This window comes from Streptomyces sp. NPDC056527, from assembly GCF_042794475.1.
Taxonomy (GTDB): domain Bacteria; phylum Actinomycetota; class Actinomycetes; order Streptomycetales; family Streptomycetaceae; genus Streptomyces.
Genome location: NZ_JBHTTQ010000040.1, coordinates 1 through 25,595 on the forward strand (window position 1 = coordinate 1; position 25,595 = coordinate 25,595).

Annotated in this window: 25 protein-coding genes; 10 read left to right on the forward strand and 15 right to left on the reverse strand. The window is 72.1% G+C overall.

What is annotated here, in order from left to right; translation table 11 throughout:
* Window positions 1-89 precede the first annotated feature (89 nt).
* From ACFQ7Q_RS20095 to ACFQ7Q_RS20105, 3 genes are read right to left on the reverse strand one after another with little or no spacing between them, the layout of a single operon-like run.
* Entirely contained in the window at window positions 90-683 is a 594-nt protein-coding gene (locus ACFQ7Q_RS20095) for a TetR/AcrR family transcriptional regulator (RefSeq protein WP_329122456.1), read from the reverse strand.
* A gap of 26 nt (window positions 684-709) precedes the next feature.
* A complete protein-coding gene (locus ACFQ7Q_RS20100; protein WP_383556879.1) occupies window positions 710-2,368 on the reverse strand; it encodes an AMP-binding protein in 1,659 nt (552 codons plus the stop codon).
* Window positions 2,365-3,135 carry an SDR family oxidoreductase gene (locus tag ACFQ7Q_RS20105; protein ID WP_383556881.1) on the reverse strand — a complete coding sequence of 257 codons (771 nt, stop codon included), beginning with the start codon at window positions 3,133-3,135 and terminating at the stop codon, window positions 2,365-2,367. Before ACFQ7Q_RS20105 ends, ACFQ7Q_RS20100 begins: the two co-directional genes overlap by 4 nt.
* A 152-nt stretch (window positions 3,136-3,287) precedes the next feature.
* Between ACFQ7Q_RS20105 and ACFQ7Q_RS20110 the strand changes: the two genes are divergently transcribed.
* The 6 genes from ACFQ7Q_RS20110 to ACFQ7Q_RS20135 all read left to right on the forward strand — a co-directional run bounded on the left by ACFQ7Q_RS20110 (window position 3,288) and on the right by ACFQ7Q_RS20135 (window position 10,087).
* Window positions 3,288-4,574 carry an exo-beta-N-acetylmuramidase NamZ domain-containing protein gene (locus ACFQ7Q_RS20110; RefSeq protein ID WP_383556883.1) on the forward strand — a complete coding sequence of 429 codons (1,287 nt, stop codon included), beginning with the start codon at window positions 3,288-3,290 and terminating at the stop codon, window positions 4,572-4,574.
* A gap of 78 nt (window positions 4,575-4,652) precedes the next feature.
* Complete coding sequence (locus ACFQ7Q_RS20115) at window positions 4,653-5,975, forward strand: erythromycin esterase family protein (protein WP_383556886.1); 1,323 nt, start codon at window positions 4,653-4,655, stop codon at window positions 5,973-5,975.
* 111 nt (window positions 5,976-6,086) lie between these two features.
* Window positions 6,087-7,298: an alpha/beta hydrolase gene (locus ACFQ7Q_RS20120; protein ID WP_383556889.1), complete on the forward strand. Its 1,212-nt coding sequence runs from the start codon at window positions 6,087-6,089 to the stop codon at window positions 7,296-7,298.
* Window positions 7,299-7,589: 291 nt separating this feature from the next.
* Window positions 7,590-8,198 carry a hypothetical protein gene (locus ACFQ7Q_RS20125; RefSeq protein WP_383556892.1) on the forward strand — a complete coding sequence of 203 codons (609 nt, stop codon included), beginning with the start codon at window positions 7,590-7,592 and terminating at the stop codon, window positions 8,196-8,198.
* Window positions 8,195-8,893: a 3-keto-5-aminohexanoate cleavage protein gene (locus ACFQ7Q_RS20130; protein ID WP_383556895.1), complete on the forward strand. Its 699-nt coding sequence runs from the start codon at window positions 8,195-8,197 to the stop codon at window positions 8,891-8,893. Before ACFQ7Q_RS20125 ends, ACFQ7Q_RS20130 begins: the two co-directional genes overlap by 4 nt.
* 123 nt (window positions 8,894-9,016) lie before the next feature.
* Window positions 9,017-10,087 carry an RNA ligase (ATP) gene (locus ACFQ7Q_RS20135; protein ID WP_383556897.1) on the forward strand — a complete coding sequence of 357 codons (1,071 nt, stop codon included), beginning with the start codon at window positions 9,017-9,019 and terminating at the stop codon, window positions 10,085-10,087.
* 206 nt (window positions 10,088-10,293) lie between these two features.
* Here ACFQ7Q_RS20135 and soxR read toward each other — a convergent pair whose 3' ends face one another.
* Complete coding sequence (gene soxR, locus ACFQ7Q_RS20140; RefSeq protein WP_383556899.1) at window positions 10,294-10,758, reverse strand: redox-sensitive transcriptional activator SoxR; 465 nt, start codon at window positions 10,756-10,758, stop codon at window positions 10,294-10,296.
* Window positions 10,759-10,888: 130 nt separating this feature from the next.
* On the opposite strand from soxR, the gene ACFQ7Q_RS20145 reads away from it, so the two are divergent.
* Window positions 10,889-11,350, forward strand: a complete 462-nt coding sequence (locus ACFQ7Q_RS20145; protein ID WP_383556902.1) for a MaoC family dehydratase — start codon at window positions 10,889-10,891, stop codon at window positions 11,348-11,350.
* Here ACFQ7Q_RS20145 and ACFQ7Q_RS20150 read toward each other — a convergent pair.
* From ACFQ7Q_RS20150 to ACFQ7Q_RS20160, 3 genes are all read right to left on the reverse strand, one after another.
* Window positions 11,341-11,967 (reverse strand): TetR/AcrR family transcriptional regulator, encoded by a 627-nt coding sequence (locus ACFQ7Q_RS20150; protein WP_383556905.1) that lies wholly within the window; start codon window positions 11,965-11,967, stop codon window positions 11,341-11,343. The two genes, ACFQ7Q_RS20145 and ACFQ7Q_RS20150, sit on opposite strands and share 10 nt — an antisense overlap.
* A gap of 59 nt (window positions 11,968-12,026) precedes the next feature.
* Window positions 12,027-12,314, reverse strand: coding sequence for a YiaA/YiaB family inner membrane protein (locus ACFQ7Q_RS20155; RefSeq protein ID WP_383556908.1), 288 nt, complete (start codon window positions 12,312-12,314; stop codon window positions 12,027-12,029).
* A gap of 70 nt (window positions 12,315-12,384) precedes the next feature.
* On the reverse strand, window positions 12,385-13,536 hold the full coding sequence (locus ACFQ7Q_RS20160; RefSeq protein ID WP_383556911.1) for an acyl-CoA dehydrogenase family protein: 1,152 nt from the start codon (window positions 13,534-13,536) through the stop codon (window positions 12,385-12,387).
* Between the two features lie 74 nt (window positions 13,537-13,610).
* Between ACFQ7Q_RS20160 and ACFQ7Q_RS20165 the strand changes: the two genes are divergently transcribed.
* The 3 genes from ACFQ7Q_RS20165 to ACFQ7Q_RS20175 all read left to right on the forward strand — a co-directional run bounded on the left by ACFQ7Q_RS20165 (window position 13,611) and on the right by ACFQ7Q_RS20175 (window position 16,107).
* Window positions 13,611-14,288: a TetR/AcrR family transcriptional regulator gene (locus ACFQ7Q_RS20165; protein ID WP_383556913.1), complete on the forward strand. Its 678-nt coding sequence runs from the start codon at window positions 13,611-13,613 to the stop codon at window positions 14,286-14,288.
* 164 nt (window positions 14,289-14,452) lie between these two features.
* Window positions 14,453-15,148 carry an ArsR/SmtB family transcription factor gene (locus tag ACFQ7Q_RS20170; RefSeq protein WP_383556916.1) on the forward strand — a complete coding sequence of 232 codons (696 nt, stop codon included), beginning with the start codon at window positions 14,453-14,455 and terminating at the stop codon, window positions 15,146-15,148.
* Between the two features lie 32 nt (window positions 15,149-15,180).
* Entirely contained in the window at window positions 15,181-16,107 is a 927-nt protein-coding gene (locus ACFQ7Q_RS20175) for a DMT family transporter (protein ID WP_383556919.1), read from the forward strand.
* Here the strand turns inward: ACFQ7Q_RS20175 and ACFQ7Q_RS20180 are convergent.
* From ACFQ7Q_RS20180 to ACFQ7Q_RS20215, 8 genes are all read right to left on the reverse strand, one after another.
* On the reverse strand, window positions 16,104-17,183 hold the full coding sequence (locus ACFQ7Q_RS20180) for a zinc-binding dehydrogenase (protein ID WP_383557029.1): 1,080 nt from the start codon (window positions 17,181-17,183) through the stop codon (window positions 16,104-16,106). The genes ACFQ7Q_RS20175 and ACFQ7Q_RS20180 overlap by 4 nt on opposite strands.
* A gap of 108 nt (window positions 17,184-17,291) precedes the next feature.
* On the reverse strand, window positions 17,292-18,683 hold the full coding sequence (locus ACFQ7Q_RS20185; RefSeq protein ID WP_383556922.1) for an aldehyde dehydrogenase family protein: 1,392 nt from the start codon (window positions 18,681-18,683) through the stop codon (window positions 17,292-17,294).
* Window positions 18,684-18,805: 122 nt separating this feature from the next.
* Window positions 18,806-19,279 (reverse strand): DUF3574 domain-containing protein, encoded by a 474-nt coding sequence (locus tag ACFQ7Q_RS20190; protein ID WP_383556925.1) that lies wholly within the window; start codon window positions 19,277-19,279, stop codon window positions 18,806-18,808.
* A gap of 81 nt (window positions 19,280-19,360) precedes the next feature.
* The gene (locus ACFQ7Q_RS20195) at window positions 19,361-20,161 is read right to left on the reverse strand and encodes a class F sortase (protein ID WP_383556929.1); all 801 of its coding nucleotides are present in this window, start codon (window positions 20,159-20,161) and stop codon (window positions 19,361-19,363) included.
* Window positions 20,148-20,936, reverse strand: coding sequence for a hypothetical protein (locus ACFQ7Q_RS20200; protein ID WP_383556932.1), 789 nt, complete (start codon window positions 20,934-20,936; stop codon window positions 20,148-20,150). The genes ACFQ7Q_RS20195 and ACFQ7Q_RS20200 overlap by 14 nt, the downstream gene beginning before the upstream one ends.
* A 152-nt stretch (window positions 20,937-21,088) precedes the next feature.
* Window positions 21,089-22,504, reverse strand: coding sequence for a CitMHS family transporter (locus ACFQ7Q_RS20205; RefSeq protein ID WP_383556935.1), 1,416 nt, complete (start codon window positions 22,502-22,504; stop codon window positions 21,089-21,091).
* 134 nt (window positions 22,505-22,638) lie between these two features.
* Complete coding sequence (locus tag ACFQ7Q_RS20210) at window positions 22,639-24,834, reverse strand: molybdopterin oxidoreductase family protein (RefSeq protein WP_383556939.1); 2,196 nt, start codon at window positions 24,832-24,834, stop codon at window positions 22,639-22,641.
* 76 nt (window positions 24,835-24,910) lie between these two features.
* Window positions 24,911-25,531, reverse strand: coding sequence for a TetR family transcriptional regulator (locus ACFQ7Q_RS20215; protein ID WP_383556942.1), 621 nt, complete (start codon window positions 25,529-25,531; stop codon window positions 24,911-24,913).
* Window positions 25,532-25,595 lie beyond the last annotated feature (64 nt).

The following is a 25,595-nucleotide window of genomic DNA, read 5'->3' on the forward strand; positions in this document are numbered from 1 at the left end:
TACTCCCCTGGTTGCTTCTGTATTCCGTGTCACCCGGCGGGGGCCCCGGGGGGGCACCCCCCCGGGGCGCCCTCGGTCGTGCCGGAGCGTTACGGTCGCAGCGCCCGCAGCAGCAGGTCGGCGAGCTGGTCGGCGACCTGCTGAGGGGTGAGGGGTCCGTCCGGGCGGTACCAGGTGGACAGGTGGTGGACCGAGCCGAAGTGGTAGTCCACGACCAGGTCGGCGGGGGTCGCCACGGAGAACACCCCGGCCTGCTGGCCCTCCTCGATCAGGGCCCGGAACCGCTCGTGGTAGTGCCGCCGCTCGGCGCGCACCTGCTTGTTCTTCTCCGGGCTGAGGTGGTGCATCGAGCGGAAGAAGATCGAGGCGTCGTCGAGGTTCTCGATCGTGGTGACCACGACGTCGGCCGCGGCGTCCCGCAGCCGCTGCTCGACCGGGGCGTCCGCGTTCGCGAAGGCGTCGAGTCGCTCCTGCTGGAGCCGCAGCACCCGGGAGTAGACCTCCTGGAGGAGGTCCTCCTTGGAGCCGAAGTAGTGGTAGAGCGCGCCCTTGGTGACGCCCGCCGCCTCCACGATCTCCTGGACGGAGGTGCGGTCGTAGCCACGCTCCGCGAAGAGCCGGGTGGCGGCGGCCAGCAGCCTCTGGGGGACGGGGGTACCGCTCCCGTCCGTCGTCCTGGCCATGCGCCGCCGCCTTTCCCTTGTGATCGTCATGTACTGGGGGAACGGAGTTCCCGCCTCAGGATCTTCCCACTTGTCGTTTTCGGCAGCTCCGGCAGGATCTCGACCTCGCGCGGATACTTGTACGCGGCCAGCCGCTGCTCGCAGTACGCGGAGAGTTCCGCGGGCTCGGCGGCGGCGCCCGGGCGCAGGCTCACGTACGCCTTCACCGTCTCGCCCCGGTAGGCGTCGGGGACGCCGACGACGGCGGCCTCACGGACGGCCGGGTGGGTGTAGAGGACGTCCTCCACCTCCCGGGGCCAGACCTTGAAGCCGGAGGCGTTGATCATGTCCTTCTTGCGGTCGACGACATAGAGCCAGCCGTCCGCGTCCATGAAGCCGATGTCGCCGGTCCGCAGCTCCCCGTCGGGGAAGGTCTGCTCGGTGGCCTCCGGGAGCCCCCAGTAGCCCGGCACGACCTGGGGGCCGCGTACCGCTATCTCGCCCGGCTCGCCGAAGGGCACCTCGGCTCCGGTCTCGTCGAGGATGCGGACGACGGTGTCGGGACCGGGGACGCCGACCGAGAGGGTGCCGGAGGCGGGGTCGACGGGGGCCTCCAGCTCGGGCGGTACGGCGGCGCAGGGGGCGGTGCACTCGGTGAGGCCGTAGCCGTTGCGGATGTACGGGCCGAAGCCCGCACGGAACTTCTCCACCAGGGCCGGGGGTACCGGCGCGCCGCCCGAGGAGATGATCAGGAACGAGGAGAAGTGATCGCGGGTCGCGCCCGGGTGGGCGCCGAGCGCCATGAAGGCCGTGGAGGGGCCGACCGTGTACGCGGGTCGGTGCTCCAGGAAGGCGTCGAGGACGACGCCGGCGTCGAAGCGGTAGGCGAGGACGAGGGTGCCGGCGTTGCCGAAGCAGGCGGCGAGTTCGCAGACCAGGCCGGTGATGTGGAAGAGCGGGGCGAGCGCGAAGTAGCCGGCGCCCTCCGGTATCGGGTGCCCGGTGCGCTGGCGCTCGGCGTTGTAGCTGATGCCGTGGTGCAGGTTGAGCGCGCCCTTGGGGGTGCCGCTGGTGCCGGAGGTATAGCTGATCAGGGCCACGTCGTCGGCTGCGAGTTCACGGTCGGCGGGGGCGGGGTGACCGGCGCGGGCGACGGTCAGCAGGTCGTCCACCTCGGTGGGCACGGGCTCGAAGGCGAGGACGCGGGGGTCGTCGCGGGTCTGGAGCTCGCGTTCGCAGGCGGTGAGCGTGATCCGTACGGAGGAGTCGGCGGCGGTGTCCCGCAGATACGCCTCCCAGGCCCGGTCCGAACAGATCAGGGCGGTGGCGCCGGAGTCCCGCAGGGCGTGCCCGACCTCGGCCGACTTGTACATCGGGTTGAGCGGGACGACCGTGGCGCCGGCCTTCCAGGCGCCGAGCAGGGCGAGGACGAAGTGCGGGCTGTTCTGGAGCATGATCGCGACCCGGTCGCCCGGCTCCAGGCCGTGTGCGACGAGGTGTCCGGCGACCGAGTCGGAGAGCGCGTCGGTCTCACGGTAGGTGAGGCGGCCGTCGAAGTAGGCGAGGGCCGGGCTCTCCGGGACCCGTGCGGCGGAGGCCCGGAAGGCGTGGAGCACGGTGGGCGGCGGGGCGATGGGCGCCCGCTGGACCTCGGTGAGCCGGTCGAGCCAGGGCTTGGCCGCGTAGAGCGACTCGGTCGAGGTCATGCGCCGGCCCCTTCCCACTTCCGCTGGATGTGGTTCATGTTGCCGAGCCATCGCTCGGGGTCGGCCGCCCTGGCCCGGTAGAACTCGGCGACCTCGGGGTGCGGGAGGACCAGGAAGCGGTCGGCCTCGATGGCGTCGAAGAGGGAGTCGGCGACGTCCTCGGGCTCGATGGCGGTGGGGGCCAGGACCAGTTCGCCCGCCGAACCGGCGGCGGTGAGCATGTCCGTACGCACGCCCTGCGGGCAGATCGCGTGGACCTTGATCCCGCGGTGGCGGTAGGTGAGGGAGAGCCATTCGGCGAAGGCGTACGCGCCGTGCTTGGAGACGCTGTACGGAGCGGCTCCCACCATGGTCAGCAGGCCGGCGGCGGAGACCGTGGAGACGAAGCGGCCGGTGCCGCGCTCCAGCCAGTCGGGCAGCAGCGCGCGGGCCGCGCGGACGTGTGCCATGACGTTGACGTCCCAGGCGGCGGCCCAGACGGCCTCGTCGGCGAAGGCGTCACCGGGCGAGGCGAGTCCGGCATTGGCGCACCATACGTCGATGGAGCCGGTGCCGCCGAGGGCCTCGCGGGCCTCCTCGACGATCTCCGAGGCATCGCCCGGGACGGCCGTGGCGCCGATCTCCTCGGCGACGGCCTTGGTGCGGTCGGGGTCGAGGTCGTTGACGACGACCCGGGCACCCTCGGCGGCGAACCGGCGGGCCAGTGCGGCTCCGATACCGCCGCCCGCGCCCGTGACGACCACTCCAGCGCCCTGCACCGTACTCATCGAGACCCGCCTCTCCGTTGTGACAGTCCCAGCAGACTAACCAGTCGGTATGTTGCAGGGGAAGACCTCTGGCGCACGCCTCGTTCCCTGGGGCCGTCAGGAGCGCTAGCGTGCGGGCCCATGTCAGGGAAGGCGATCAAGGAGGTTTCCGCATGAGCCTGTCGAGCCCGTCGAACCCGTCGAGCCGGTCGAACCCGTCGGGCCTGTCGAGACGCGGTCTGCTCGCCGCCGGCGGCGCGGTCGGGCTGGGGGCCGCGGCCGCCCCGGTGGCCGTCGCGCACAGCGGCGGCAACCGGGTCCGCACCGGTTTCGAGCGGCTGGCCGCCGACGGGTACGCCCCGCTCGCCGGGCAGAAGGTGGGTGTCGTCACCAACCCGACCGGCATCACCTCGGACGTGCGCCACATCGTCGACGTCATGCATGCGGACGACCGCGTCGACCTGGTGGCCGTCTTCGGCCCCGAGCACGGCTTCCGGGGCACGGCGCAGGCGGGCGGCTCGGAGGGCCGCTACGACGACCCGGCGACCGGGCTTCCCGTCTACGACACGTACCTCAAGAGCGGGCAGCCGCTGGCGGACGTCTTCACCACCTCGGGCGTGGACACCGTCGTCTTCGACATCCAGGACGCGGGCGCGCGCTTCTACACGTACATCTGGACGCTCTACGACTGCATGGCGGCGGCCGCGCTGGCGGGGAAACGGTTCGTCGTCCTGGACCGGCCGAATCCGGTCACCGGAAGGGCGGCCCTCGGTCCGGTCCTCGACCGCGCCTTCGCCACCTTCGTGGGGCGCGAACCGATCGCGCAGGCGCACGGGATGACGGTGTCGGAGCTGGCCCTGCTGTTCAACGGGGAGTTCCTGGCGCGGCCGGTGGAGCTGGAGACCGTACAGATGTCGGGCTGGAAGCGCCGCGACTTCTTCGATGCCACCGGGCTGCCGTGGGTGCCGCCGAGCCCCAACATGCCCACGCCCGACACCGCGCTCGTCTACTCCGGCACCTGCCTCTTCGAGGGCACCAACCTCTCCGAAGGGCGCGGCACCACCCGCCCCTTCGAGCTGCTCGGCGCGGAGGGCGTCGACCGGCGGTGGGCGGAGGCGGCGAACGTCCTGGGGCTGCCCGGAGTGCGCTTCCGCGAGGCGTACTTCGCACCGACCTTCTCCAAGTTCCAGGGGAAGACGGTCGGCGGGGTGCAGGTCCAGGTGCACGACCGGGCGGCCTTCGACCCCGTACGGACCGGGATCGGGCTGCTGATCAGCGCGAAGCGTTCGTGGAGCGGCTTCGCCTGGCGACCGGACAACTGGATCGACAAGCTGACGGGCTCGACACGCGTGCGGACCCTGATCGACGCGGGCGCGGACACGGACGAGGTGGTGGGTGCGTGGGCCGCGGACCTTGCCGCCTTCCGTGCCGTGCGGAAGGAGTACCTGCTCTACCGCTGACAGGTGGGGCAAACCCCCGCATGATCATTGGTGCGGGCAGGTTGGCCACCGAAGGCCGGCCGTCGACAAGCTTGATCCATGAAGACGTTGACGCGACATCGGTTACCGCTGGTGGGGGCGGTCGTGGCGCTCTGCCTCGCCGCCCTCGCCCCCGCCGCGAGCGCGGACACCACGCCCGCCCCGGACCCCGCCCGCGAACTCGCCCGCACCGCTCGGCCCCTGGAGGACCTGCGGCCGCTGGAACGGATGATCGGCTCGGCCAAGGTCCTCGGGATCGGGGAGGCGACCCACAGCTCCTCCGAGTTCTTCGAGACCAAGCACCGGATCTTCGAGCACCTGGTGGAGAAGCAGGGCTTCACGACCTTCGCCCTGGAGGCCAACTGGTCGACGGGTCTGCTGATCGACGACTACGTACGCTTCGGCAAGGGCGACCCGCGGCAGATCCTGGACGACGAGTTCCAGAACGCCTACCGCTTCTGGAACACCGAGGAGTACCTCGACCTGATCACCTGGATGCGGCAGCACAATCTGCGCCACCCCGGCCACCAGGTGCGGTTCATGGGCAATGACCTCGGCTACGCGGGACCGCAGCTCTTCGACAAGGTCACGGGCTACGTGGCCCGCACCCACCCGCGGCTCGTGCCGCGCGTCCAGGAGCTGTACCGGGCCTCACGGCCGGTCGGTGACGTCGACACCTGGATGAACGGGTATCTCGCCAAGCCGCTGGAGGAGCGCCGGCGGATGGCCGCGGACGTGAACCGCGCCCTCGCCCTTCTGGAGGCGCAGAAGCCCGGCCGGGACCGCGAGGCGCATCTGTGGACGGTCCAGCACGCCCGCGCGATCGCGCAGGTCGGCACGGAGATGGCGCACGACGCGGGGAGCGCCACGGGCGTCGCCGACGCGATGCTCTACCGGGACCGGATCATGGCCGAGAACACCGTGTGGTGGCAGCGGGCGACCGGCGACCGGATCGTGCTGTCCGCGCACAACAACCACGTCGGCTACGAGACGACCAAGCCGGACCAGTACCCGCGCCTCCAGGGATCCTTCCTGCGGGACGCGCTCGGCAAGGACTACGTGAGCATGGGCGCCTCCTTCGGGCGGGGCTCGTTCAACGCCCATGACACCGAGGCACCGGGCGAGCCGATCCGTAGGTTCACGGTCGGCCGGCCGGGAGCGGACAGCAGCGCGGAGACCCTGGACCGGGTGTCGCCGCGCCCCTTCTACCTGGACCTGCGCACCGCGACGCCCGCCGCCCGCGACTGGCTGAGCGTGCACCGCCCGGCCTGGCTGATCGGCACCGCGTACCCGTGGGAGGGCAACCGCTCACCGGTCCGCCTGGCCACGGCGTACGACCTGCTCGTCCACTTCCCCGAGGTCTCCGCGGCGCGTCTGCGCTGAAAACCTGGCCGTCCCTCCGTGCGCGCAGGATGCTGTCGCGGGAAGAACATCCCCAGCAGTTTCCTCAGGAACTTCCTCAGCACTTCCTCGACGCGGAGGGACGGGCAGAGCATGGCCGGAATGAGTGTGGAGCCGTACCGGGAGATCACCTTCGACAAGGACGGCGACGGGGCGGCCCGGCAGCACGAGGCGCTCGCGGCGCTGGCCGCCCGAGGCGTCACGGATCTGGTGATGTTCGCCCACGGGTGGAACAACACCCGTTCCGTGGCCACCCGGTTGTACTCGGCGTTCTTCGCGCCGTTTCCGGAGGCCCTGAGGCCGGATGCGCCGGTGGGCTACGTGGGGGTGGTGTGGCCGTCGATGATGTTCTCGGACGAACCGATCCCCGACTTCGAGTCCGTGGCGGCCGTGCACCCGGGCAAGGAGACTGTGGTCGCACGGCTGGCCACGCTGCTGCGGGAGCAGCCGGACGACGAGGCGGCGCTGACCGAGTTCGGGGAGCTGCTGAGGCAGTTGACCGACACGAACGGCTCACAGGGCTTCACCAGGGACGACCCCGAGGTGCCGGACTTCCTGCTCGCGGACCCGGTGGCCGTCTGCGCGATGTTCGCCGACGCGCTGGAGGAGGCGGCGGGGCCGGGGAGCCTCCCGACCCCGCGCGAGGCGTTCGGGGGCAGACTGACGCGGTACTGGAAGGGCGCGCGGGAGGCCCTGCGGCAGGCCACGTACTACACGATGAAGCGCCGCTCCGGCACGGTCGGCGAGCGGGGCCTCGGTCCCTTGCTCGGCGAACTGGCCCGCTCCTCCCCCGGGCTGCGGATCCATCTCGTCGGCCACAGCATGGGCGCGCGGCTCGTCTCGTTCGCCCTGCGCGGCCTGCCCGCCGACGTCCGTAACGTGGCCTCGGTGACGCTCCTCCAAGGGGCCTTCTCCCACTACGCGTTCGCGGCCCGCCTCCCGCACGACCCGGGCAGGGGCGGTGCGCTGCGGGATCTCCAGCGCCGCGTCGACGGCCCCGTGGTCGCCTGCTACTCCCGCCACGACACCGCGCTGCGCGTGATCTACCCCCTGGCCTCCCGGCTGGCCCGCGACGCCGACTCGCTGCTCGCCGGCGACAAGCGCTGGTGGGCGATCGGCCACGACGGCGTCCAGGCGGTCCCGGGCACCCCCTCGCTGTCCCTGGCGAAGGCGCTGCGCGACGGAGTCCCCGCGACGGGATGCGTGAGCGTCGACACGGCCGAGGTGGTCGGGGAGCACAGCGACATCTGCCACGCGGAGCTGGCCCGGCTGGTGGCGTCGGCGGGCCGGATCGGGAGGCGGTGACCGGCTCCGCGGACACCCATCACCGGCAGGCCTCGACGGCGTCCGGCTGCACCCGGCCGACCGACGCCCTCGCGGCCTGAGCCGTGTCCGCCCGAGAGTGAGGATCGTCACGGAACAGCAGCTCCGGCAACGCCGGATTCTCCGCGAGCCCCAGTACGACGTCCCGCAACAGAGCTCCCCCGAGCGCCTCTGATGGCCCCCATCGAATTTTCGATGGAACACGAACGGGCAGTCGTTCGTCCATTCCATAACGTCCTTGACGCCGAAGTACCACCGACGGAGGTGCGAGCGATGGCGGGTTTCCGGAGTCTTGCGAGACAGGTGCGCGATCCCGGGAGTGATACGGCGCTGCGGAGGTACTCGCTGCGCAAGTGCCTGGAGCGGTTCGCCCCGTACGGGCACCGCGCGACCTGGGACCATCTGTGCCGCAGGCACAGGTTCGGCCCCGAGGATCGGGAGCTCGATCCTGGGCGGCTGGTGGCCGCTCTGGAGGAGCTGGAGGAGGCGCGGGCGGTGTGGCTCGCGTACGAGGAGGAGTTCGCGGCGCGGCGGCGGCGCGAGAAGCACGGCGGGCTGCGGCGGCCCGGCGCGCTGGACGACTGGCACCTGCGGACCTGGGGCGGGAACGGGGTCGCGCGGTGCGACGATCCGGCGCTGCATCCCTCGGAGCCGCTGGCCGAGGTGCTGCGGCGGCTGATCACCGCGCTGCAGTCCGCGCCCGGGGAGCGCTGCCCGGTGTGCGCGGGGCCCCGGATCGAGTGGCGGCCGGATCTGGACGACGAGCCGTGGTTCGGTCCGGTGTGCGGTGACTGCGGGGTCGTGGTGCCGCGGGCGGTGCTGACGGCGGGCGCGCTGGCACGGGCGCGGGACACGGTTCCACGGCTTGCTTCCGTGGCGTGATGCAGGTCTGTCTGAACGGGGGCCGCGGTCCGGGGGATTCGGCGGCCGTGCCGATGTCGCCGGCCGCGATGGCGGAAGCGGCGGCACGGGCGGTCGCGGCCGGGGCGACGGACGTTCATGTGCACCCCAGGACTCCGTGCGGCGGGGAGACGCTCTCGCCCCGGGTGCTGGCGCAGACCCTGACGGCGATCCGCGCGGCCGTGGACGTTCCGGTGGGGGTGACGACCGGCGTGGCGGAGGAGCCCGATCCGGTACGGCGAGTGGAGCGCGTCCGCGCCTGGACGGTCCTCCCCGACCACGCCTCGGTGCGCTGGCACGAGCCGGGCGCGGAGGAACTGGCGGCCGTGCTCCTGGAGCGGGGCGTCGGCGTGGAGGCGGGCCTGCGGCCGGGTACGAACGGTCCTGAGCGCTTCCTCGGTTCGCCCCTGGCTCCCCGAGTGCTGCGCGTCCTGGCGGAGGTCCACGGCCCCGACCCGGTCACGGCCGCCCGGGCGCTGCTCGCCGAGGTGGGCGAGGCCCACGGCCTCCCGATCCTCCTCCACGGCACGGACGCCGGCGCGTGGCCGGTCCTGCGGCTGGCCCGCCGCCTCGGCCTGGCGTCGCGTGTCGGTCTGGAGGACACCCTGTTCCTGCCGGACGGAAGCCTTGCCCGGGACAACGCCCAGCTGGTCTCGGCGGCGCTCTCGGAGGAGTAGCGCCATCCGCGGGGGCGGGAGGCTACCAGGACGAAAACCGCTGGCCCAGGGGGTATTCGCACGGGCACAGTGTCCGGCGATGAGAACGCCACACGCCTGCCCCTGAGTTGCCGGAGAACCGACATGTCGACACTGCGCGTCACCGCCGAAACCCTGACCGTCCATGACCACCCCAACGCCGACGCCCTCGAACTGGCCCAGGTCGGCCTCTACCGAGCCGTCGTCGCCAAGGGCGCGTACCGCACCGGCGAGGTCGCGGTCTACATCCCGGAGCAGGCGGTGCTCCCCGTCGCGCTCGTCGACGAGCTGGGGCTGACCGGACGGCTGGCCGGAAAGGCGTCGGACCGGGTCAAGGCGGTGCGGCTGCGGGGCGAGTTGTCGCAGGGGATCGTGTGCCGGCCCAAGGCGCTCGCGGATGTCGACCTGGCCGCGGCGGTCACCGAGGGAACCGACTTCGCCGAACTCCTCGGCATCACCAAGTGGGTGCCGCCGATCCCGACGACGATGAGCGGGGACGTCGAGTCCGCGCCGGATCTGCTGCCGTGGGTCGACATCGAGAACCTTCAGCGGTATCCGGACATCTTCGAGCCCGGCGAGCCGGTGGTCCTGACGGAGAAGCTGCACGGTACGGCGTGCCTGGCGACCTACGTCGTCGAGGACGACCGGCTGCGGGTCTCCTCGAAGGGTTTCGGGGCCAAGGGACTCGCCCTCCAGGAGGACCCGCGCAATCTGTACTGGCGCGCGGTCCACGGCCATGACGTGAAGGCGGTCGCGGCGCGGCTCGCCGCTCGCCTCGGCGCCGGCCGGGTCGGGCTGTTCGGCGAGGTGTACGGGGCCGGCGTGCAGGACCTCGGTTACGGCGCGAACGCCCGCAGCGAAGGCATCGGTTACGCCGTCTTCGACGTGTCGGCCGAGATCGACGGCCAAGTGCGCTGGCTGGACCCGGCCGAGGTCCTGGAGCCCGGCGAACTGCCGCTCGTACCAAGGCTGTACACCGGGCCGTACCACCTGGAGCGGGTGCTGGAGGTGGCGAGCGGCCGGGAGACCGTCTCCGGGCGGGAGCTGCACCTGCGGGAGGGCGTCGTGATCCGCCCGGTGACGGAGCGGTACAGCCCGGTGGTCGGCGGCCGCGCCATCGCCAAGGCGGTCAGCCCGGCCTATCTGACCCGCAAGGGCGGCACCGAGTACGAGTGATCCGCCCCGCCGGAACCGAGGGGCCCGTCCACGGGGGTGGCGGGCCCCTCTCCGCATGCGCGGGACCGCCGGCCGTCCCCTCTGGCCGCGGTGGCCCTTCCGGGACGGTCCGGCGCTCCGGGGCGGAGGAGGACCGGTCCGGCGCTCCGGCATCGAGGGGATCGCCCCTGCGCCCGAGGAGGGCCCGCCGGCCCCGGCGGTGGGGTCTAATCCTCCCGGCGTTCGGGCAGCAGCCGCGAGCCCGCCATCTGCTCGCCGATGACGTCGTCGGGGTTGGACAGCACGCAGTTCTTCAGCGACAGGCATCCGCACCCGATGCAGTCCGTCAGATGGTCGCGCAGCCGTCCGAGCTGCTTGATCCGCTCGTCCAGCTCCGTGCGCCACGCCGCCGAGAGCCGCGCCCAGTCCTCGTTGGTGGGGGTGCGCTCCTCGGGGAGCTCGGCGAGCGCGTTGCGGATGGTCGCGAGCGGGATCCCGACGCGCTGCGCGGCCCGGATGAAGGCGACGCGGCGCAGGATGTCGCGACCGAAGCGGCGCTGGTTGCCGCTGGTACGGCGGCTGCTGATCAGTCCCTTGGACTCGTAGAAGTGCAGGGCGGACACGGCGGCGCCGCTGCGCGCGGACAGCTGGCCGACGGTGAGTTCGTGGATCTTCTCTGGAATCTGCGGCACTCCTCGAACCCTACTGCTCGACCCTTCCGAACCGTTGACAGAGCCCTCACCACCCAGCCAGACTAAGCAGTCGCTTAGATGTGCGACGAGCAACGAGCGTCAAGCCGGGTGAGAGACAGGGAGCAGGGACATGGCCGAGCCGAGGATCTTCACCTCCGCCGAGGAGCTGAGCGCCGGAGTCGGCGAGCAGCTGGGGCACAGCGACTGGCTGGAGATCGAGCAGAAGCGGATCGACCTGTTCGCCGACGCGACCGGCGATCACCAGTGGATCCACGTGGACGCGGAGCGCGCGGCCACCGGGCCGTTCGGGAAGACCATCGCGCACGGCTATCTGACGCTGTCGCTGCTGCCGACGCTGGTCCCGCAGATCATGCGCGTCGAAGGCATGAAGATGGGCATCAACTACGGCACCGAGAAGGTGCGCTTCCCCTCTCCCGTACCCGTCGGCTCACGGCTGCGCGCCACCGCCGTGCTGACGAACGTCGTCGAGGCGGGCGGCGGTGTGCAGGTCACCGCGACCGTGACGGTGGAGCGCGAGGGCGGCGACAAGCCGGTCTGCGTCGCCGAGTCGGTGTCGCGCTACTACTTCTGAGCGCCGACCATCCGTAGGACGAGGTCGGCGTAGAGCGCGCCGACCTCGTCCGGCGTCCGACGGCCCTGCACGTTGAACCAGCGTGACACGTCGATGCAGAGCGAGAGCACCGCGACGGTCGTGCCGGACACGTCCGGCACGTCGAACTCCCCTGCCGTCACACCCTCGTTGATGATCCGGCGTACGGCCGCGTCGGACTCGCGGCGCAGCTCGACGATCTCCGCGCGGTGCTCGGGGGCGAGCGCGTCGAGTTCGTACTGCACTACCCGAGCGGTGGTGTGCCGCTCGGCATGCCAGCGCACGAAGGACCGTACGGCGTCCGCCAGCCGCTGCCCGGCCGTACCCTCACCGTCGGCGGCGGCCCGGAGGATCTCCAGGGCCCTGTCGTGACCGATGCGGCTGATCCGGTGGAGCAGCTCTTCCTTGGTCTTGTAGTGGATGTAGAGCGCGGCCGGGCTCATGCCGGCCCGGCCCGCGATGTCCCGGGTCGTCGTGGCGTGGTACCCGCGCTCGGCGAACGCCTCGACGGCCGCGACGAGCAGCCGCCTGGCCGCCTCGGGCGTGACCTCGCCCCACGGCATGTCCTCGCCGCCGGGCGTCTCCTCCGCCACGCTCATCGCTCGCCCCTCACTCCAGCTGTCAGGACGAACACCATACAACGAAGCTGAGCAAGCGCTTAGAGCTTCTGGAAGGGGTCGTGCTCGGCGAGGAGCTTCTCGAGGCGGGCCTGGTCGACCCGACTGACGATCTGACCCGCCTCCTGGCGGTCGCGGACGACCTTGGCGAGGGTGAAGGCCGAGGTGGTCAGGTAGAGGACGGCGATGGCGAGGAAGGCGCGCACCCACGCGTCGGCGTCCAGCTGGTAGATGCCGATCGCCACGGCGGCGAGCGCGAGTCCGAAGGAGAGGACGGCCTGCAGGTAGTAGGCGGCGGTGTTCTGCTGCTTGACGGGTGTGTCGCTCATGGACGAAGCATCGGGCGGATGCGGCGCCCGCCACATCCGCCCGGATACTCAGTGGCGTAGCGCGAGGTACTCAGAACGCGGACACACCCGTGAGCGCCCGCCCGATGATGAGCTTCTGGATCTGGCTCGTGCCCTCGTACAGCGTCATCACGCGGGCGTCCCGGAGCAGCTTTCCGACCGGGTACTCGTCGATGTAGCCGTAGCCGCCGAAGACCTGGAGGGCGTTGTTGGCGGCACGGACGGCGGCCTCGGAGGCATACAGCTTGGCCTTCGACGCGGCGGTGGCGAACTCCTGGCCGCGGTCGATCAGATCGGCGACCCGCCAGGTCAGCAGCCGGGAGGCGTCCACGTCGACGGCGATGTCACTGATCAGCTCCTGCACCAGCTGGTACGAGGCGATGGGCTTGCCGAACTGCTCGCGCTCCCCGGCATAGCGGACGGCCGCGTCGAGCGCCGCCTGCGCGATGCCGACACAGCCGGCCGCGACCGACATGCGCCCCTTGGCCAGGGCGGACATGGCGATGGAGAAGCCCTTGCCCTCGGGGCCCAGCATCGCGGAGGCGGGGACGCGGACGTCCTCCAGGACCAGTTCGGCGGTCGCCTGGCCGCGCAGACCGAGCTTGCCGTGGATGGTGCGGCGGGTGAGGCCGGGGGTGTCGGTGGGCACGAGGAAGGCGGAGACGCCCCGGTGACCGGGCGTGTCGTCGGTGCGGGCGAAGAGCAGGACGACGTCGGCCCAGGTCCCGTTGGTGATGAACATCTTCGAGCCGTTGACGACGTACGCGTCCCCGTCGCGGACGGCCTTGGTGGCGAGGTTGCCGGCGTCGGAGCCGGTACCGGGCTCCGTGAGACCGAAGCAGCCGAGGGCCTCGCCCGAGGCGAGCCGGGGCAGCCAGTCGGCCTTCTGCCGCTCGTCGCCCCAGGCCGCGATGGTCTTGGCGACGAGACCGAGCGAGACGGAGACGATGCCGCGCACGGAGGAGTCGCCGCGCCCCAGCTCCTCGGTGACGAGGCAGTAGGCGAGGTGATCGCCGCCCGAGCCGCCGTACTCCTCCGGGATCGTGAGGCCGAGGAAGCCGACGGCGCCGAGCTTCTTGACGATCGACCGGTCGACGTCCTCCGCACGGTCCCACTCGACGACGTGCGGGCTGACCTCGCGTGCGACGAAGTCGTGGGCGAGCTGCCGTACGGCTTCCTGCTCCTCGCTGAGCTCCAGGTTCACGCCCGACACCTCGGCTTCCGTTCACGTTTAATTACCACTGCTAGTTTTTAGCGGGCACGCCTACTATGTGCGCCATGGCCCGACCGCGCAAGCCCCTCCTCAGCCGAGACCGGATCGTCGACACGGCGAGCGCGCTCGTGGACGCGGAGGGCCTCGCCGCCGTCTCCACCCGCCGGCTCGCCGCCGAGCTGGGGGTGAGCGGACCGTCGCTCTACAACCACTTCCGCACGAAGGACGAGATCCTCGACGCGGTCGCCGACGCCGTCAGCGCGAAGGTCGACCTGTCGATGTTCGAGGAGGGCGACGCGCGCGACTGGCGCACGGCCCTGCACGACTGGGCGGCCTCCTACCGCGCAGCCCTCGCCGACCACCCGAACATCGTCCCGGTCCTGGCCCAGGGCCCGGGCCGCCGTCCGGCGGGCCTGAAGGTCGCCGACGCGGTCTTCGGCGCGATGGTCCGCGCGGGCTGGCCACCCGCCCAGGCGACCTACATCGGCGCGCTGATGCGCTACTTCGTCACCGGCTCGGCGCTGGGCTCCTTCGCCCGCGGCTTCGTCGACGACGAGACGGCCTACGACCCGGCGGACTATCCGCACCTGGGCCAGGCGCACCTTCTGGCGGAGCACCGCCAGAAGGTCGACGAGGGCGCTTTCGAGACGGGACTGAGGGCGCTGCTCGACGGGTTGGCGATGCAGTACGAGACGGGGGTACGGGGGACGTGGTCGCGAGAGGACTCGACGAGCGGCTCGTAGCGGCGGCGGTGCGGCGCGGGGACATGGACGCCGCCCGGAAGTCGCCGGGCACCGGGGCCGATCCGGCGGCCTGGTACGACCTCCGCCCGCCGCGCCCTCGGGAGCGGCGGCGGAATCGGCACACTTCGGCGGCTGCCGAAGAGCAGGTGCGCGAACCTTGTCGTATGGCAGCCAAAGACCTCGCCGCCCTCGCGGCGCTCCTCGCCGACGAGACCCGCGCCGCCTTTCTCCTCGCCCTCCTCGACGGGCGGGCCTGGACCGCAGGGGAGTTGGCGCGCCACGCGCGCGTGGCGCCCTCCACCACCAGTGAGCACCTCGGGAAGCTCGTCGCGGGCGGGGTGCTCGCCGAGGAGCGGCAGGGGCGGCACCGGTACGTGCGCCTCGCCGACGCCGGGATCGCCCACCTCGTCGAGGATCTGGCCACCCGCTCCGAGCCCGCGCGGAGGCCGCCACCGGGCTCGCTGCGGGCCGCGAGCGCCGGGCAGGCGATGGCACGGGGGCGGACCTGTTACGACCATCTCGCCGGGCGGCTCGGGATCACGATCACCGAGGCGATGACCGTGCGAGGACTGCTGCGCCAGGACACCGGATTCGCGCTCACGGACGCGGGCGTGGAGTGGTTCGGGGAGCTGGGGATCGCCCTCGCGGCCACGGGGCGGCGGCCGGTCGCCCGCGGCTGTCTCGACTGGACCGAGCGGAAGCCTCATCTGGCGGGGGTGGCGGGCGCGGCGCTCTGCCGGCACGCCCTCGACGCGGGCTGGTGCGTACGGATCGGGTCCGAGCGGGCCGTGAAGGTGACCCCGCCGGGCGAGCGGGCCCTTCGGCTGGCCCTCGGCATCGAGCCGGAAACAATTCGGTGAGCGCCGAAGGGTCCAGGGCCTACGGTCACCCCATGACCGAGTCTCCCGCCACCTCCCGCCTGGCGCTCGCCGCCGCCGGTGTCACCGTCGTCCTGTGGGCCTCCGCCTTCGTCTCGATCCGCAGCGCCGGGGCCGCCTACTCCCCCGGCGCGCTCGCCCTCGGCCGGCTCCTCGCCGGGGCACTCGTCCTCGGAGCGGTCCTGCTGATACGGCGGGAGGGGCTTCCTTCCCGGGCCGCCTGGCCGGGGATCGCGGTGTCCGGACTCCTGTGGTTCGGCGCCTACATGGTGGCGCTCAACTGGGGCGAACAGGAGGTCGACGCCGGCACGGCCGCGATGGTCGTGAACATCGGGCCCATCCTGATCGCGCTGCTCGGCGCCCGGTTCCTCGGCGAGAAGCTGCCGCCCCGGCTGATCGCGGGCATGGCGGTCTCCTTCGCCGGCGCGATCGCCGTCGGGTTCTCCATGTCCGGCGAGGGACACGCGTCCGTCCTCGGTGTCGCGCTCTGCCTGCTGGCGGCGGTCGCCTACGCGGGCGGTGTCGTGGCGCAGAAGCCCGCCCTGGCCCACGGCAGCGCACTGCAGATCACCACCTTCGGGTGCCTCGTCGGGGCGGTGGCCTGCCTTCCCTTCGCCCCGCGGCTCGTCGAAGAGGCGAGCCGGGCGCCGCTCTCCGCGACGCTGAACATGGTGTACCTCGGGGTGTTCCCGACCGCCCTCGCCTTCACCACCTGGGCCTACGCCCTGGCCCGTACGACCGCGGGCCGGATGGGCGCGACGACGTACGCCGTGCCCGCACTCGTCGTCGGCATGGCGTGGGTGCTCCTCGGCGAGCTCCCGGGGCTGCTCACGCTCGCGGGCGGGGCGCTGTGCCTGGCGGGCGTGGCGGTCTCGCGCTCCCGGCCGAAGCCCCCGTCCAGGACTCCGGCCGACAGCGTCGGGACAGGCAAGGCCCTCTAGAAGACGACCAGTGCCCGGCCGCCCTTGCCCGCGAGCATGTTGTCGAAGGCGCCCGGGATGCCGTCCAGGGTGATCCGCTCGGTGACCAGGGCGCTCAGGTCGAGGCGGCCGGCCCGGATGTGTTCGGCGAGGACGGGCAGGTCCGCGGCCGGGTCCGAGTTCCCGTACACGCACCCGGACAGGGTCCGGCCCCAGTGGAAGAGCTCCAGGGCGTTGAAGGTGACCTGCTGGTCCTTGCCGCCGATGCCGACGACCGTGGTGCGGCCGCCGCGCCGGGTGGAGTCCCAGGCGGTACGGATCGTGGTGGCGCGGCCGACGCACTCGACGGCCACGTCGGCGCCGTGACCGCCGGTCAGCCGGCGGATCTCCCTCGCGGTGGTCTCGGAGGCGACGACGTACTCCGTCGCCCCCGCGGCCCGTGCCAGGGCTTCCTTCTCGGGCGACACGTCGACCGCGATGATCGGCGAGGCGCCGGCGATCCGGGCGGCCTGCAGGGTGGCGAGGCCCACGCCCCCGACGCCGAAGACGACGACGGACTCCCCCTCCCGTACCCGCGCCGAGTGGTGGATCGCGCCCCAGCCGGTGAGGACGGCGCAGCCGAGCAGGGCCGCGTCCGTGAGCGGGACCCCGTCCGGCACGGGCAGGACACAGTTCGCCGCGACCACGGTCTCCTCGGCGAAGGCGGCCACGTTGAGGCCGGGGTGGAGTTCGGTGCCGTCCTCGGTCGCGGCGTACACCCTCCCGGCACCGGTCAGCGCGTCGGCGCAGAGCCAGACCTCGCCGAGCGAGCAGGGGTGGCAGGAGCCGCAGGACGGCGCCCAGTTGAGGACGACACCGTCACCCGGGGCGACGTGGGTGACGCCCTCGCCGACGGAGACGACCGTGCCGGCGCCCTCGTGCCCGAGGACGGCGGGGACGGGCACCCGCATGGTCCCGTTGGAGAGGGAAAGGTCGGAGTGGCAGACCCCGGCGGCAGCGAGGCGGACCCTGACCTGGCCTGGGCCGGGCTCGGGCAGTCGGATACCGGCTATCTCCAGCGGAGAGCCTACGGCGGGCAGGAAGGCGGCGCGGACCACGCTCATGACGCGTCTTGCTCCTCAGGGACTCGGAACAGGCTCGGAAAGGCTCAGGCCCGGAAGGGACCGGAAGGGACCGGAAGGGACCGGAGCAGGCTCGGAACGGGGTCAGAACTGGAGGGACTTGGTCTGGAGGTACTCGGACAGACCGTGGGCGCCGAGCTCGCGGCCCACGCCCGACTGCTTGTAACCGCCGAAGGGGGCCAGCGGGTTGAAGCGGCCGCCGTTGATGTCGACCTGGCCCGTGTCCATCCGGCGGGCGAAGGCGACGGCCTCCTCCGACTCGCCCCAGACGGCGCCGGCGAGCCCGTACACGGTCCCGTTGGCGATGGCGAGGGCGTCCTCCTCGTCCTCGTACCGCAGGATCGAGACGACCGGGCCGAAGATCTCCTCCTGGGCGATGGTCATGTCCGGGGTGACGTCGGCGAAGACGGTCGGGGAGACGTAGTACCCGGTCTCGCGCGGGGCCTCGGGGCCGCCTGCGACGATCCGGGCGCCCTCCTCGACGCCCTTCTCGATGTACCCGCGCACCCGCTGCTGCTGCCTGGCGTTGACGAGCGGGCCGACGCGGTCGCCGGGGACGTACTTCTTCACGGCCTCGGCGGCCAGCGCCACCGCCTCGTCGTAGCGGTCGGTGGGGACGAGCATCCGGGTCCAGGCGCTGCACGTCTGGCCGGAGTTGGCCATGACGTTGGCGATGCCGACGGCGACGGCCTTGCCGAGGTCGGCGCTCGGCAGGATGACGTTGGCGGACTTGCCTCCCAGCTCCAGCGCGACCCGCTTCACGGCGCCGCCCGCGAGGGCCCCGATCCGCTTGCCGACGGCGGTGGAGCCGGTGAAGGAGACGAGGTCGACGCCCTCGTGCTCGGCGAGCGCCTGGCCCGCGACCGGGCCGAGGCCGGTGACGAGGTTGAAGACCCCCGCCGGGATGCCCGACGCGTGGACCGCCTCGGCGAAGAGCTGGGCGGTCAGCGGGGTGTCCTCGGCGGGCTTGAGGACGACGGTGCAACCGGCCGCCAGCGCGGGGGCGACCTTGGCGACGATCTGGTGGAGCGGGTAGTTCCACGGGGTGATCGCGCCGACGACGCCGACGGGCTCGGAGTAGACGGTGGAGTTGCCGACCTTCTCCTCGAAGGGGTGGGCGGCGGCGAGATCGGCGTACGTACCGGCGACGGCGATCGGCAGGCCGGCGTGGACCGCGGCGGCGAACTGCGGCGGGGCGCCGAGCTCGGCGGTGACCGTGGCGGCGATCTCCTCGGCGCGGGCCGCGAGGGCGTCCCGGAGCGCGCCGATCAGCTTGGCTCGCTCCGCCGGCGGGGTGGCGGCCCAGCCGCGGAATGCGGCGCGCGCGGCATGGACGGCGGCGTCGACGTCCTCGGCGGTACCGGCGGGGACGTGACCGATGACCTGCTCGTCCGCCGGGTTGACGACCGGAATGGTGTCGGTGGAGGCGGCCGGACGCCACTCCCCGCCGATGTACATCGCGTCGTGGCTCTTCATCCGCTGTCTCCTCTGCACCTGTTCCGCACCTACCGGCCGGTTCGTCGTCCGCGACCCAAACTAGCGCTGATAGTTTTCTGGCGCCAGAGCCGCCTTCGTACCGTTCCCTCCGTCGCGCCGGCTCAGAAGTCGGCGCGGGTCGGCTCGTCGAGCCGCGCCACGGACTCCTGCCCGAACGCCTTCCTGTACGCCTCCCTGACCCGCTCGATCCTCGGGTCGTGGAGCCGCGCCTCGGCCGACGGGTAGAGAAGGATCAGCTCGTACGAACGCTCCCGCTCGATGGTGCCGTTCGCGTCACGCCACTGTCCACGCCCGTCCTGGACCGTCAGGCCGGCCGGAAAACCCGGAGTGACCTCCTTGTCGACGAAGGCCATGAACTGCTGGTCGGTGACGTCCGGGCCGCCGTCGGGGCGCTCCGTCCCGAAGAACAGCCGCGTCTCGACATAGGCCTTGCCGCGCGTCTGTGCCGTGCCGGCGGCGGGCGAGGTCGCGTCCTCGCCGAGGGTGGCGTACGCGGCGGGGGCGCCGGCCGCGATCAGCAACCCGACGGTGGCGACGGCGACACGGGCGCGGGTGGTCGGCAGACCGAGGGGCATGTGCGCTTCCTTGCCGGCTCGGGGCCGGGGCCCGGGATTCCTTACGGTCATGACTCCCCGGGAACGCACCGGTCACCCGGGTCAGATCTCCCGGGCGATGTCGGTGAGGTGGGCGTAGACGACGATGTTCGACTCGTAGCCCCTCTTCGGGTCGAACGAGCCGCCACAGGTGAGCAGCCTCAGTTCGGGGCGGCCCGTGGAGCCGTACACCTCTCGGTCGGGGAACTGCTCCTTCGTGTAGGTGCGCACCTTGTCGACCGTGAAGACGGCGACCCGGCCGTCGGCGCGGGCGACACGGACGGTGTTCCCGGGGGTGAGCGAGTCGAGGTTGAGGAAGATGGCCGGCCCGGTACGGGTGTCGCGGTGGCCGACGACGACGGCCGTGCCGCGTTCACCCGGGGTCGGGCCGTCCTTGTACCAGCCGACGATCCGGGGGTCGTCGGCCGGCGGTGTGCCGAGCCGTCCGGAGGAGTCGAGTCCCAGGCCGAGCAACGGGGCCTCGATGGTGATCGCCGGGACGGCGATGCCGGTGGGGCGGGAGCGCGCCAGGGGCGCGGGCAGCGGATCGAGCGTGGGCCGCGCCTTGGGCGCGGCCGGAGCCCCGGGCCGCGGCTGCGCCTTGCGCGTGGCCGAAGCCGTGGGCCGGGGCTGGGGCCGCGCCTTGGGCTTCTGGTCGGGGGGTCGCCCCGACCCGGCCGGGGCGGCAGGGGATTCCGCGCCCGCCCCGTGCGCGGTCGGGGCGGCGATCGGCGGGTCGGACGGTTCCTCGTCCTGTGCCCACCAGATGCCGCCGCCGACCAGCGACAGGGTCACCACCACCGTCCGGGTCAGCCGGAGGAGGCGCCGCTGCCTGCGCGTGAAGCGGGACCTACGCGGCGCCATCGGTGCGGCGGCGCGACCGACGGACGAGGATCAGGCCGACCGTACCCGCGAGGGCGGCGGCGATGGCCGATCCGACCCCGAAGACGGAGTTGTCCGTCCCGGTGGTGTCGGCGCTGCCGCCACCACCCGCTCCGACCGGGCCTTGCGGGGGCTTGGTGGCGCCGCTGCCACCGCTCCAGCCGTTCGCGCTGCTGGTGCTGGTGCTGGTCCCGCCGTTCCAGCTACCGCTGCCGTTGGCGGTTCCGGGGCTTGCGGTGCTCCCGTTCCCGGTGCTGCCGTTCCCGCCGTTGGCTCCGGGGCCGCCGTTCCCGCCGTTCCCGTTCGTCGGCGGCGGGCTGGTGCTGTCGTCACAGTCGACTCTGAAGACCTTGCTCTTCTCCGCGCCCTGCTGGCCCTCCCAGGTCCACTCGACCTTGTACCTGCCGTCGGCGAGCGTCAGATCCGGACTGATCCCGTGCCCCGCGGCGTCGATGGTGATCGAGCCGCTCGTCGTCACACTGTCCACCGCTGGCTGCGGTGTGATGGCCCAGTTGATGGTCTGGAGCCCGTCGAAGTTGAAGGCGGCGAAGTAGAAGGTGCAGACCGAGGGATTGTTGACCGGATTGTTCTCGCCCGTACGGGGCTCCTCGCCCGGACGCCCGGCATGGTGGACCTTGACGTCACCGTTGTCACCGGGGGCGGCGACGGCCGCGGGCGCACCGGCCAGGGTGGCGCCGCCGAAAGCCAGGGTGACCAGCGCGGCGGACAGAAGAGGACGGACGGCAAGAGCGGTCATGCGAAGGTTCCTCCAGTCATGAAGACATCAGATGATCAACCGATAATCTGACTTTCTGTCATGACAGGAATACGGAGGGTGGCAGCAACGCCGCCCACCCTCCGACTTTCACTCCCCCGGCGGAGGAACCGCCGCCCGCCGCGAACCGCGCGCTAGATGATGCCGAAGAGGATCCCGGCCGCGAGGACCACCAGCGAGGTGAGCGCCGCCCACTTGACCGTGAACCGGGTGTGGTCGCCGAACTCCACCTTCGCCATGCCGACGAGGACGTAGACGGCCGGAACCAGCGGGCTCGACATGTGCAGGGCCTGGCCGGCGATCGAGGCGCGGGCGATCTCCAGCGGGGACACGCCATGGGCCGCGCCCGCCTCGGCGAGGACCGGCAGGACACCGAAGTAGAAGCCGTCGTTCGACATGAAGTACGTGAGCGGAAGGCTGAGCAGGCCCGTGACCAGGGCCATGTGCGGACCCATGCCCTCGGGGATCGCGCCCACGAGCCAGTCCGCCATGTGCTTGACCATGCCCGTGCCGGTGAGGACCCCGGTGAACACGGCGGCCGCGAAGACCATGCCGGCGACATTGAGGACGTTGTCGGCGTGGGCGGCGATCCGGGCCTTCTGGTCGGCCATGTTCGGGTAGTTGACGGTGAGCGCGAGCGCGGCGCCGAGGAGGAAGAGGACCGGGATCGGCAGCAGTTCGAGGATCATCGCGGTGAGCAGCGCGACGGTGAGTCCGGCGTTGAACCAGTAGAGCCTGGGGCGCAGGGTCGGGCGGTCGGGATCGAGGCCCGGGAAGCCCTCCTCGGAAGCCCCCTCGGGCTGTCCGGGGGCGGCACCGGCCCGTCCGAGAGGGTCACCGGCACCGCCGGACGCCTCCGCGGTGTCCGCGCCGCCCCCGGCCTTCACGAGGACGGTCTCGGTCTGCGCCGGCTCGAGGACCTCGTCCAGGGTGAGGTAGCCGATGCGCTTGCGCTCGCGGCGGCCGAGGACGTACGCGAGAAGGAAGACGAAGAGCAGGCCCATGCCGAGCGCCGGGATCATCGGAACGAAGATGTCGGCCGCGTCCAGCTTCAGCGCGGTCGCGGCGCGGGCGGTGGGGCCGCCCCAGGGCAGGGTGTTCATGACGCCGTTGGCGGTGGCGGCGACACCGGTCATGACGACCAGGCTCATCCCGAGCCGCTTGTAGAGCGGATACATCGCCGAGACGGTGATCATGAAAGTGGTGGAGCCGTCGCCGTCGAGCGAGACGATCGCGGCAAGTGCCGCCGTACCGACCACGACACGCACCGGATCGGCCTTGCAGAAGCGCAGGATGCCCCGGACGATCGGGTCGAAGAGACCGACGTCGATCATCACGCCGAAGTAGACGATGGCGAACATCAGCATCGCCGCGGTGGGCGCCAGCTTGCCCACGCCTTCGAGGACGTAGTCGCCGAGCTGGGCCCCTTGCCCGACGAAGACGCAGAACAACGCGGGGATCAGCACGAGCGCCGCGATCGGCGACATCTTCTTCATCATGATCAGGACCAGGAAGGTCGCGATCATGGCGAAGCCGAGGACGGTCAGCATGGAGGACACCTCACGTTCACCCTTGAACTCCCACCGGGGCGGCTCCCACCGGTGCGGCGTTCGGATGACGTTAGGTGCCCCCTTCCGCGGTTAACAAGATGTCGACGTGTGAGCAATACGAGCAAAACCCCAGGTCACGGCAGGGGTGCCAGCTCCACGGGGAAGCCGTTGAGCACCGCGGTGCCGGACAGCGGGTCCAACCGGGTGCCGTCGAGGAGCTGGTTCACGTTCACGCCGGGACGGGCTGCGGCGACCGCGAGCCGGGTGCCCGGACGGTCGTGGCCCCAGCCGTGCGGAAGGCTCACCACCCCGTTCCGTACGGTGTCGGTGATCTCCACCTCCACCTCCAGCGCGCCGCCCTCGGCCGCGATCCTGGCGGGCTTGCCGTCGGCGAGGCCGAGCCGGTCGGCGTCGTCCGGGTGGACCTGGAGGGTGCACCGGTTCGAGCCGCCGTTGAGGGACGGCGCGTTGTGCAGCCAGCTGTTGTTGGAGCGCAGATGACGCCGGCCGACGAGAACGAGGCCGCCCGGCTCGGCGTCGAGGGCGGCGCGCAGCCGGGGCAGATCGGCGGCGATCGGCGCGGGCAGCAGCTCGACGCGTCCGCTGCGGGTCTTGAGGAGCCCGGGGAGGCGGGGCTGCAGCGGGCCGAGGTCGACGCCGTGGGGCGCCCGGCGGAGGTCTTCGAGGACCAGGTCGTACGGGCCGAGGCGCAGCATCATGTCGAGGCGTCGCTCGGGGCCGGTCGCGCCGCTCAGCTGCGCCGCGACGGCCTTGGGGTCGGCGCCGTGGACGGGCGAGTGCTCCTGTGCGACGGCCTTGGCGAGGGTGCTGTCGATGGCGAGGTCGTCGACGGCCGAGGGCGGCGCGCCGTGCATCCCGGAGACGGCGAGGATCAGCCGGGCGTGGATCTCGCACTCGTCCATGCGTCCCTCTTCCAGAGGGACGGCGGCGGGTGTGAAGCGGGCCTGGTTGCGGACGGCGAAGTTGTTGAAGGCGAAGTCGAAGTGGGCGCTCCGCGAGGGCGGCGGCGGGGGCAGCACGACATCGGCGTGCCGGGTGGTCTCGTTGAGGTACGGGTCGACGGCGACCATGAAGTCCACGGCACCGAGGGCGGTGTCGAGGCGCGCCCCGTCGGGTGCGGACAGGACGGGGTTGGCGGCGACGGTGATCACGACGCGGATGCGCCCCTCCCCCTCCGTCTCGATCTCCTCGGCGAGGGCCGCCATCGGGATCTCGCCCTTGGCCTCCGGGTGACCGGAGACGCGGCTGCTCCAGCGGCCCAGGGCGAAGCCCTTGCCGGGCCCCGCGGGGCGGGGCGCGGGGGCGGTGGCCGCCAGCGGGAAGAGCGCGCCGCCGGGGCGGTCGAGGTTGCCGGTGAGGACGTTGAGGACGTCGACGAGCCAGTTGGCGAGCGTGCCGTACGCGACGGTGGAGCTGCCCATGCGGCCGTAGACGGCGGCCGTGCGCGCGGCGGCCAGTTCACGGGCGACGGTACGGATGACGGCGGCGTCCAGGTCGCAGGCGGTGGCGACGGCCTCGGGCGTGAAGTCCCGTACCGCTTCCCGCACCTGCTCCACTCCCTCGACGTGCTCGGTGAGCGCACCGAGGTCCGTGAGGTCCTCGGCGAAGAGGGTGTGGACGATTGCGGCGAGGAAGAGGGCGTCGGCGCCGGGGCGTATGGCGACATGGCGGTCGGCGAGCCGGGCCGTGCGCGTGCGGCGCGGGTCGACCACGGTGAGGGTGCCGCCGCGCCTGCGCAGCGCCTTGAGCTTGCCGGGGAAGTCGGGGGCGGTGCAGAGACTCCCGTTGGAGTCCAGCGGGTTGGCGCCGAGCATCAGCAGATGGTCGGTGCGGTCCAGGTCCGGGACGGGGATCGCGAAGGGGTCGCCGAAGAGCAGTCCGCTGGAGACGTGCTTGGGCATCTGGTCGAGCGTGGAGGCGGTGAAGAGGTTCCGCGTGCGCAGGGCGCCGAGCAGCAGGGGCGGGTAGAGCGCGCCGGCCATGGTGTGGACGTTCGGGTTGCCGAGGACGACACCGACCGCGTTCGGTCCGTGCTCCTCGATCAGGGGCCGGACGCGGGCGGCGATGGTGTCGAACGCCTCGGCCCAGGTGGCCTCCTGGAGGGCGCCGTCCTTGCGGACGAGGGGCCCGGTGAGCCGGTCGGGGTCGGCGTCGACCTCGCCGAAGGAGGCGCCCTTGGGGCAGATGAAGCCCTGGCTGAAGACGTCGTCGCGGTCCCCGCGAGCGCCGGTGACACGGGAGCCGTCGAGGGTGAGGGTCAGCCCACAGGTGGCTTCGCAGAGCGGACAGATGCGCAGGGCGGTGGACATGGCGGGCTCCCTGGGGCGGCGGCTGGGACGCGCGGGCACCCGCGAGCATACCGACCGGTACGCACGGTGGGGAGGGTCAAGTCAGCGACGGTGCGAGATAGGCGTAGAGAAGCTCGCGCGTCTCGGCGACGAGCTCGGGGTCTCCTGACGGGTCCGTACGGAAGGCGAGCTGGAGCAGCGCGTCGGCGGCCTCGACGCCGACCAGCACCTTGCGGCGCAGGACGTCGTCGGTGGTACGGCCGAGATGCGCGGCGAGCAGACCGCAGAGGCGGTCGGCGACGAGATGGTTGGGGTCCTCACCCGATCCTTCGTCGGTGGGCGGAGCCGGGACGCCGAAGTCGACGAGGGCGAACCCGGGAACGGTGCGCTTCATGGCGATGTACTCGTCCAGGACGCCGTCGATCGCACCGTGGGCGTCGACATCGCCGGCCGCGGCGAGCCGGGCGGAGATCCGCTCGGCGTAGCGGTCGAGGTTGCGCTGGGCGAGGGCCGCGGCCATGGCGCGCTTGTTGCCGAAGAAGCGGTAGACGGAGCCGATGGGGACACCCGCGCGGATGGCGACGGCGCGGGTGCTGAGCTGCTCGTAACCGGTCTCGTCGAGGAGTTCCGCACAGGCGTCGAGGATCCGCGCGAGGCGCTCGGCGCTGCGCTGCTGGACGGGGGTGCGGCGGAGTGAGGGCGGGGGCACGGGGTCCATGATGCCGCTCCGTTCCGGTCGGGTCAGGAGATGCGTGGGTCGGGGGCTGCGCGGGAGGTGTCTG

Coding starts and splice junctions, on each gene's coding strand:
- ACFQ7Q_RS20210 (WP_383556939.1), bottom strand. CDS start 24,834: ATGTCCACCGCCCTGCGCATCTGTCCGCTCTGCGAAGCCACCTGTGGG.
- ACFQ7Q_RS20200 (WP_383556932.1), bottom strand. CDS start 20,936: ATGACCGCTCTTGCCGTCCGTCCTCTTCTGTCCGCCGCGCTGGTCACC.
- ACFQ7Q_RS20205 (WP_383556935.1), bottom strand. CDS start 22,504: ATGCTGACCGTCCTCGGCTTCGCCATGATCGCGACCTTCCTGGTCCTG.
- ACFQ7Q_RS20215 (WP_383556942.1), bottom strand. CDS start 25,531: ATGGACCCCGTGCCCCCGCCCTCACTCCGCCGCACCCCCGTCCAGCAG.
- ACFQ7Q_RS20175 (WP_383556919.1), top strand. CDS start 15,181: ATGACCGAGTCTCCCGCCACCTCCCGCCTGGCGCTCGCCGCCGCCGGT.
- ACFQ7Q_RS20100 (WP_383556879.1), bottom strand. CDS start 2,368: ATGACCTCGACCGAGTCGCTCTACGCGGCCAAGCCCTGGCTCGACCGG.
- ACFQ7Q_RS20190 (WP_383556925.1), bottom strand. CDS start 19,279: ATGCCCCTCGGTCTGCCGACCACCCGCGCCCGTGTCGCCGTCGCCACC.
- ACFQ7Q_RS20095 (WP_329122456.1), bottom strand. CDS start 683: ATGGCCAGGACGACGGACGGGAGCGGTACCCCCGTCCCCCAGAGGCTG.
- ACFQ7Q_RS20125 (WP_383556892.1), top strand. CDS start 7,590: ATGGCGGGTTTCCGGAGTCTTGCGAGACAGGTGCGCGATCCCGGGAGT.
- ACFQ7Q_RS20195 (WP_383556929.1), bottom strand. CDS start 20,161: ATGGCGCCGCGTAGGTCCCGCTTCACGCGCAGGCAGCGGCGCCTCCTC.
- ACFQ7Q_RS20170 (WP_383556916.1), top strand. CDS start 14,453: ATGGCAGCCAAAGACCTCGCCGCCCTCGCGGCGCTCCTCGCCGACGAG.
- ACFQ7Q_RS20165 (WP_383556913.1), top strand. CDS start 13,611: ATGGCCCGACCGCGCAAGCCCCTCCTCAGCCGAGACCGGATCGTCGAC.
- ACFQ7Q_RS20115 (WP_383556886.1), top strand. CDS start 4,653: ATGAAGACGTTGACGCGACATCGGTTACCGCTGGTGGGGGCGGTCGTG.
- ACFQ7Q_RS20185 (WP_383556922.1), bottom strand. CDS start 18,683: ATGAAGAGCCACGACGCGATGTACATCGGCGGGGAGTGGCGTCCGGCC.
- ACFQ7Q_RS20120 (WP_383556889.1), top strand. CDS start 6,087: ATGGCCGGAATGAGTGTGGAGCCGTACCGGGAGATCACCTTCGACAAG.
- ACFQ7Q_RS20105 (WP_383556881.1), bottom strand. CDS start 3,135: ATGAGTACGGTGCAGGGCGCTGGAGTGGTCGTCACGGGCGCGGGCGGC.
- ACFQ7Q_RS20145 (WP_383556902.1), top strand. CDS start 10,889: ATGGCCGAGCCGAGGATCTTCACCTCCGCCGAGGAGCTGAGCGCCGGA.
- ACFQ7Q_RS20155 (WP_383556908.1), bottom strand. CDS start 12,314: ATGAGCGACACACCCGTCAAGCAGCAGAACACCGCCGCCTACTACCTG.
- ACFQ7Q_RS20110 (WP_383556883.1), top strand. CDS start 3,288: ATGAGCCTGTCGAGCCCGTCGAACCCGTCGAGCCGGTCGAACCCGTCG.
- ACFQ7Q_RS20135 (WP_383556897.1), top strand. CDS start 9,017: ATGTCGACACTGCGCGTCACCGCCGAAACCCTGACCGTCCATGACCAC.
- ACFQ7Q_RS20150 (WP_383556905.1), bottom strand. CDS start 11,967: ATGAGCGTGGCGGAGGAGACGCCCGGCGGCGAGGACATGCCGTGGGGC.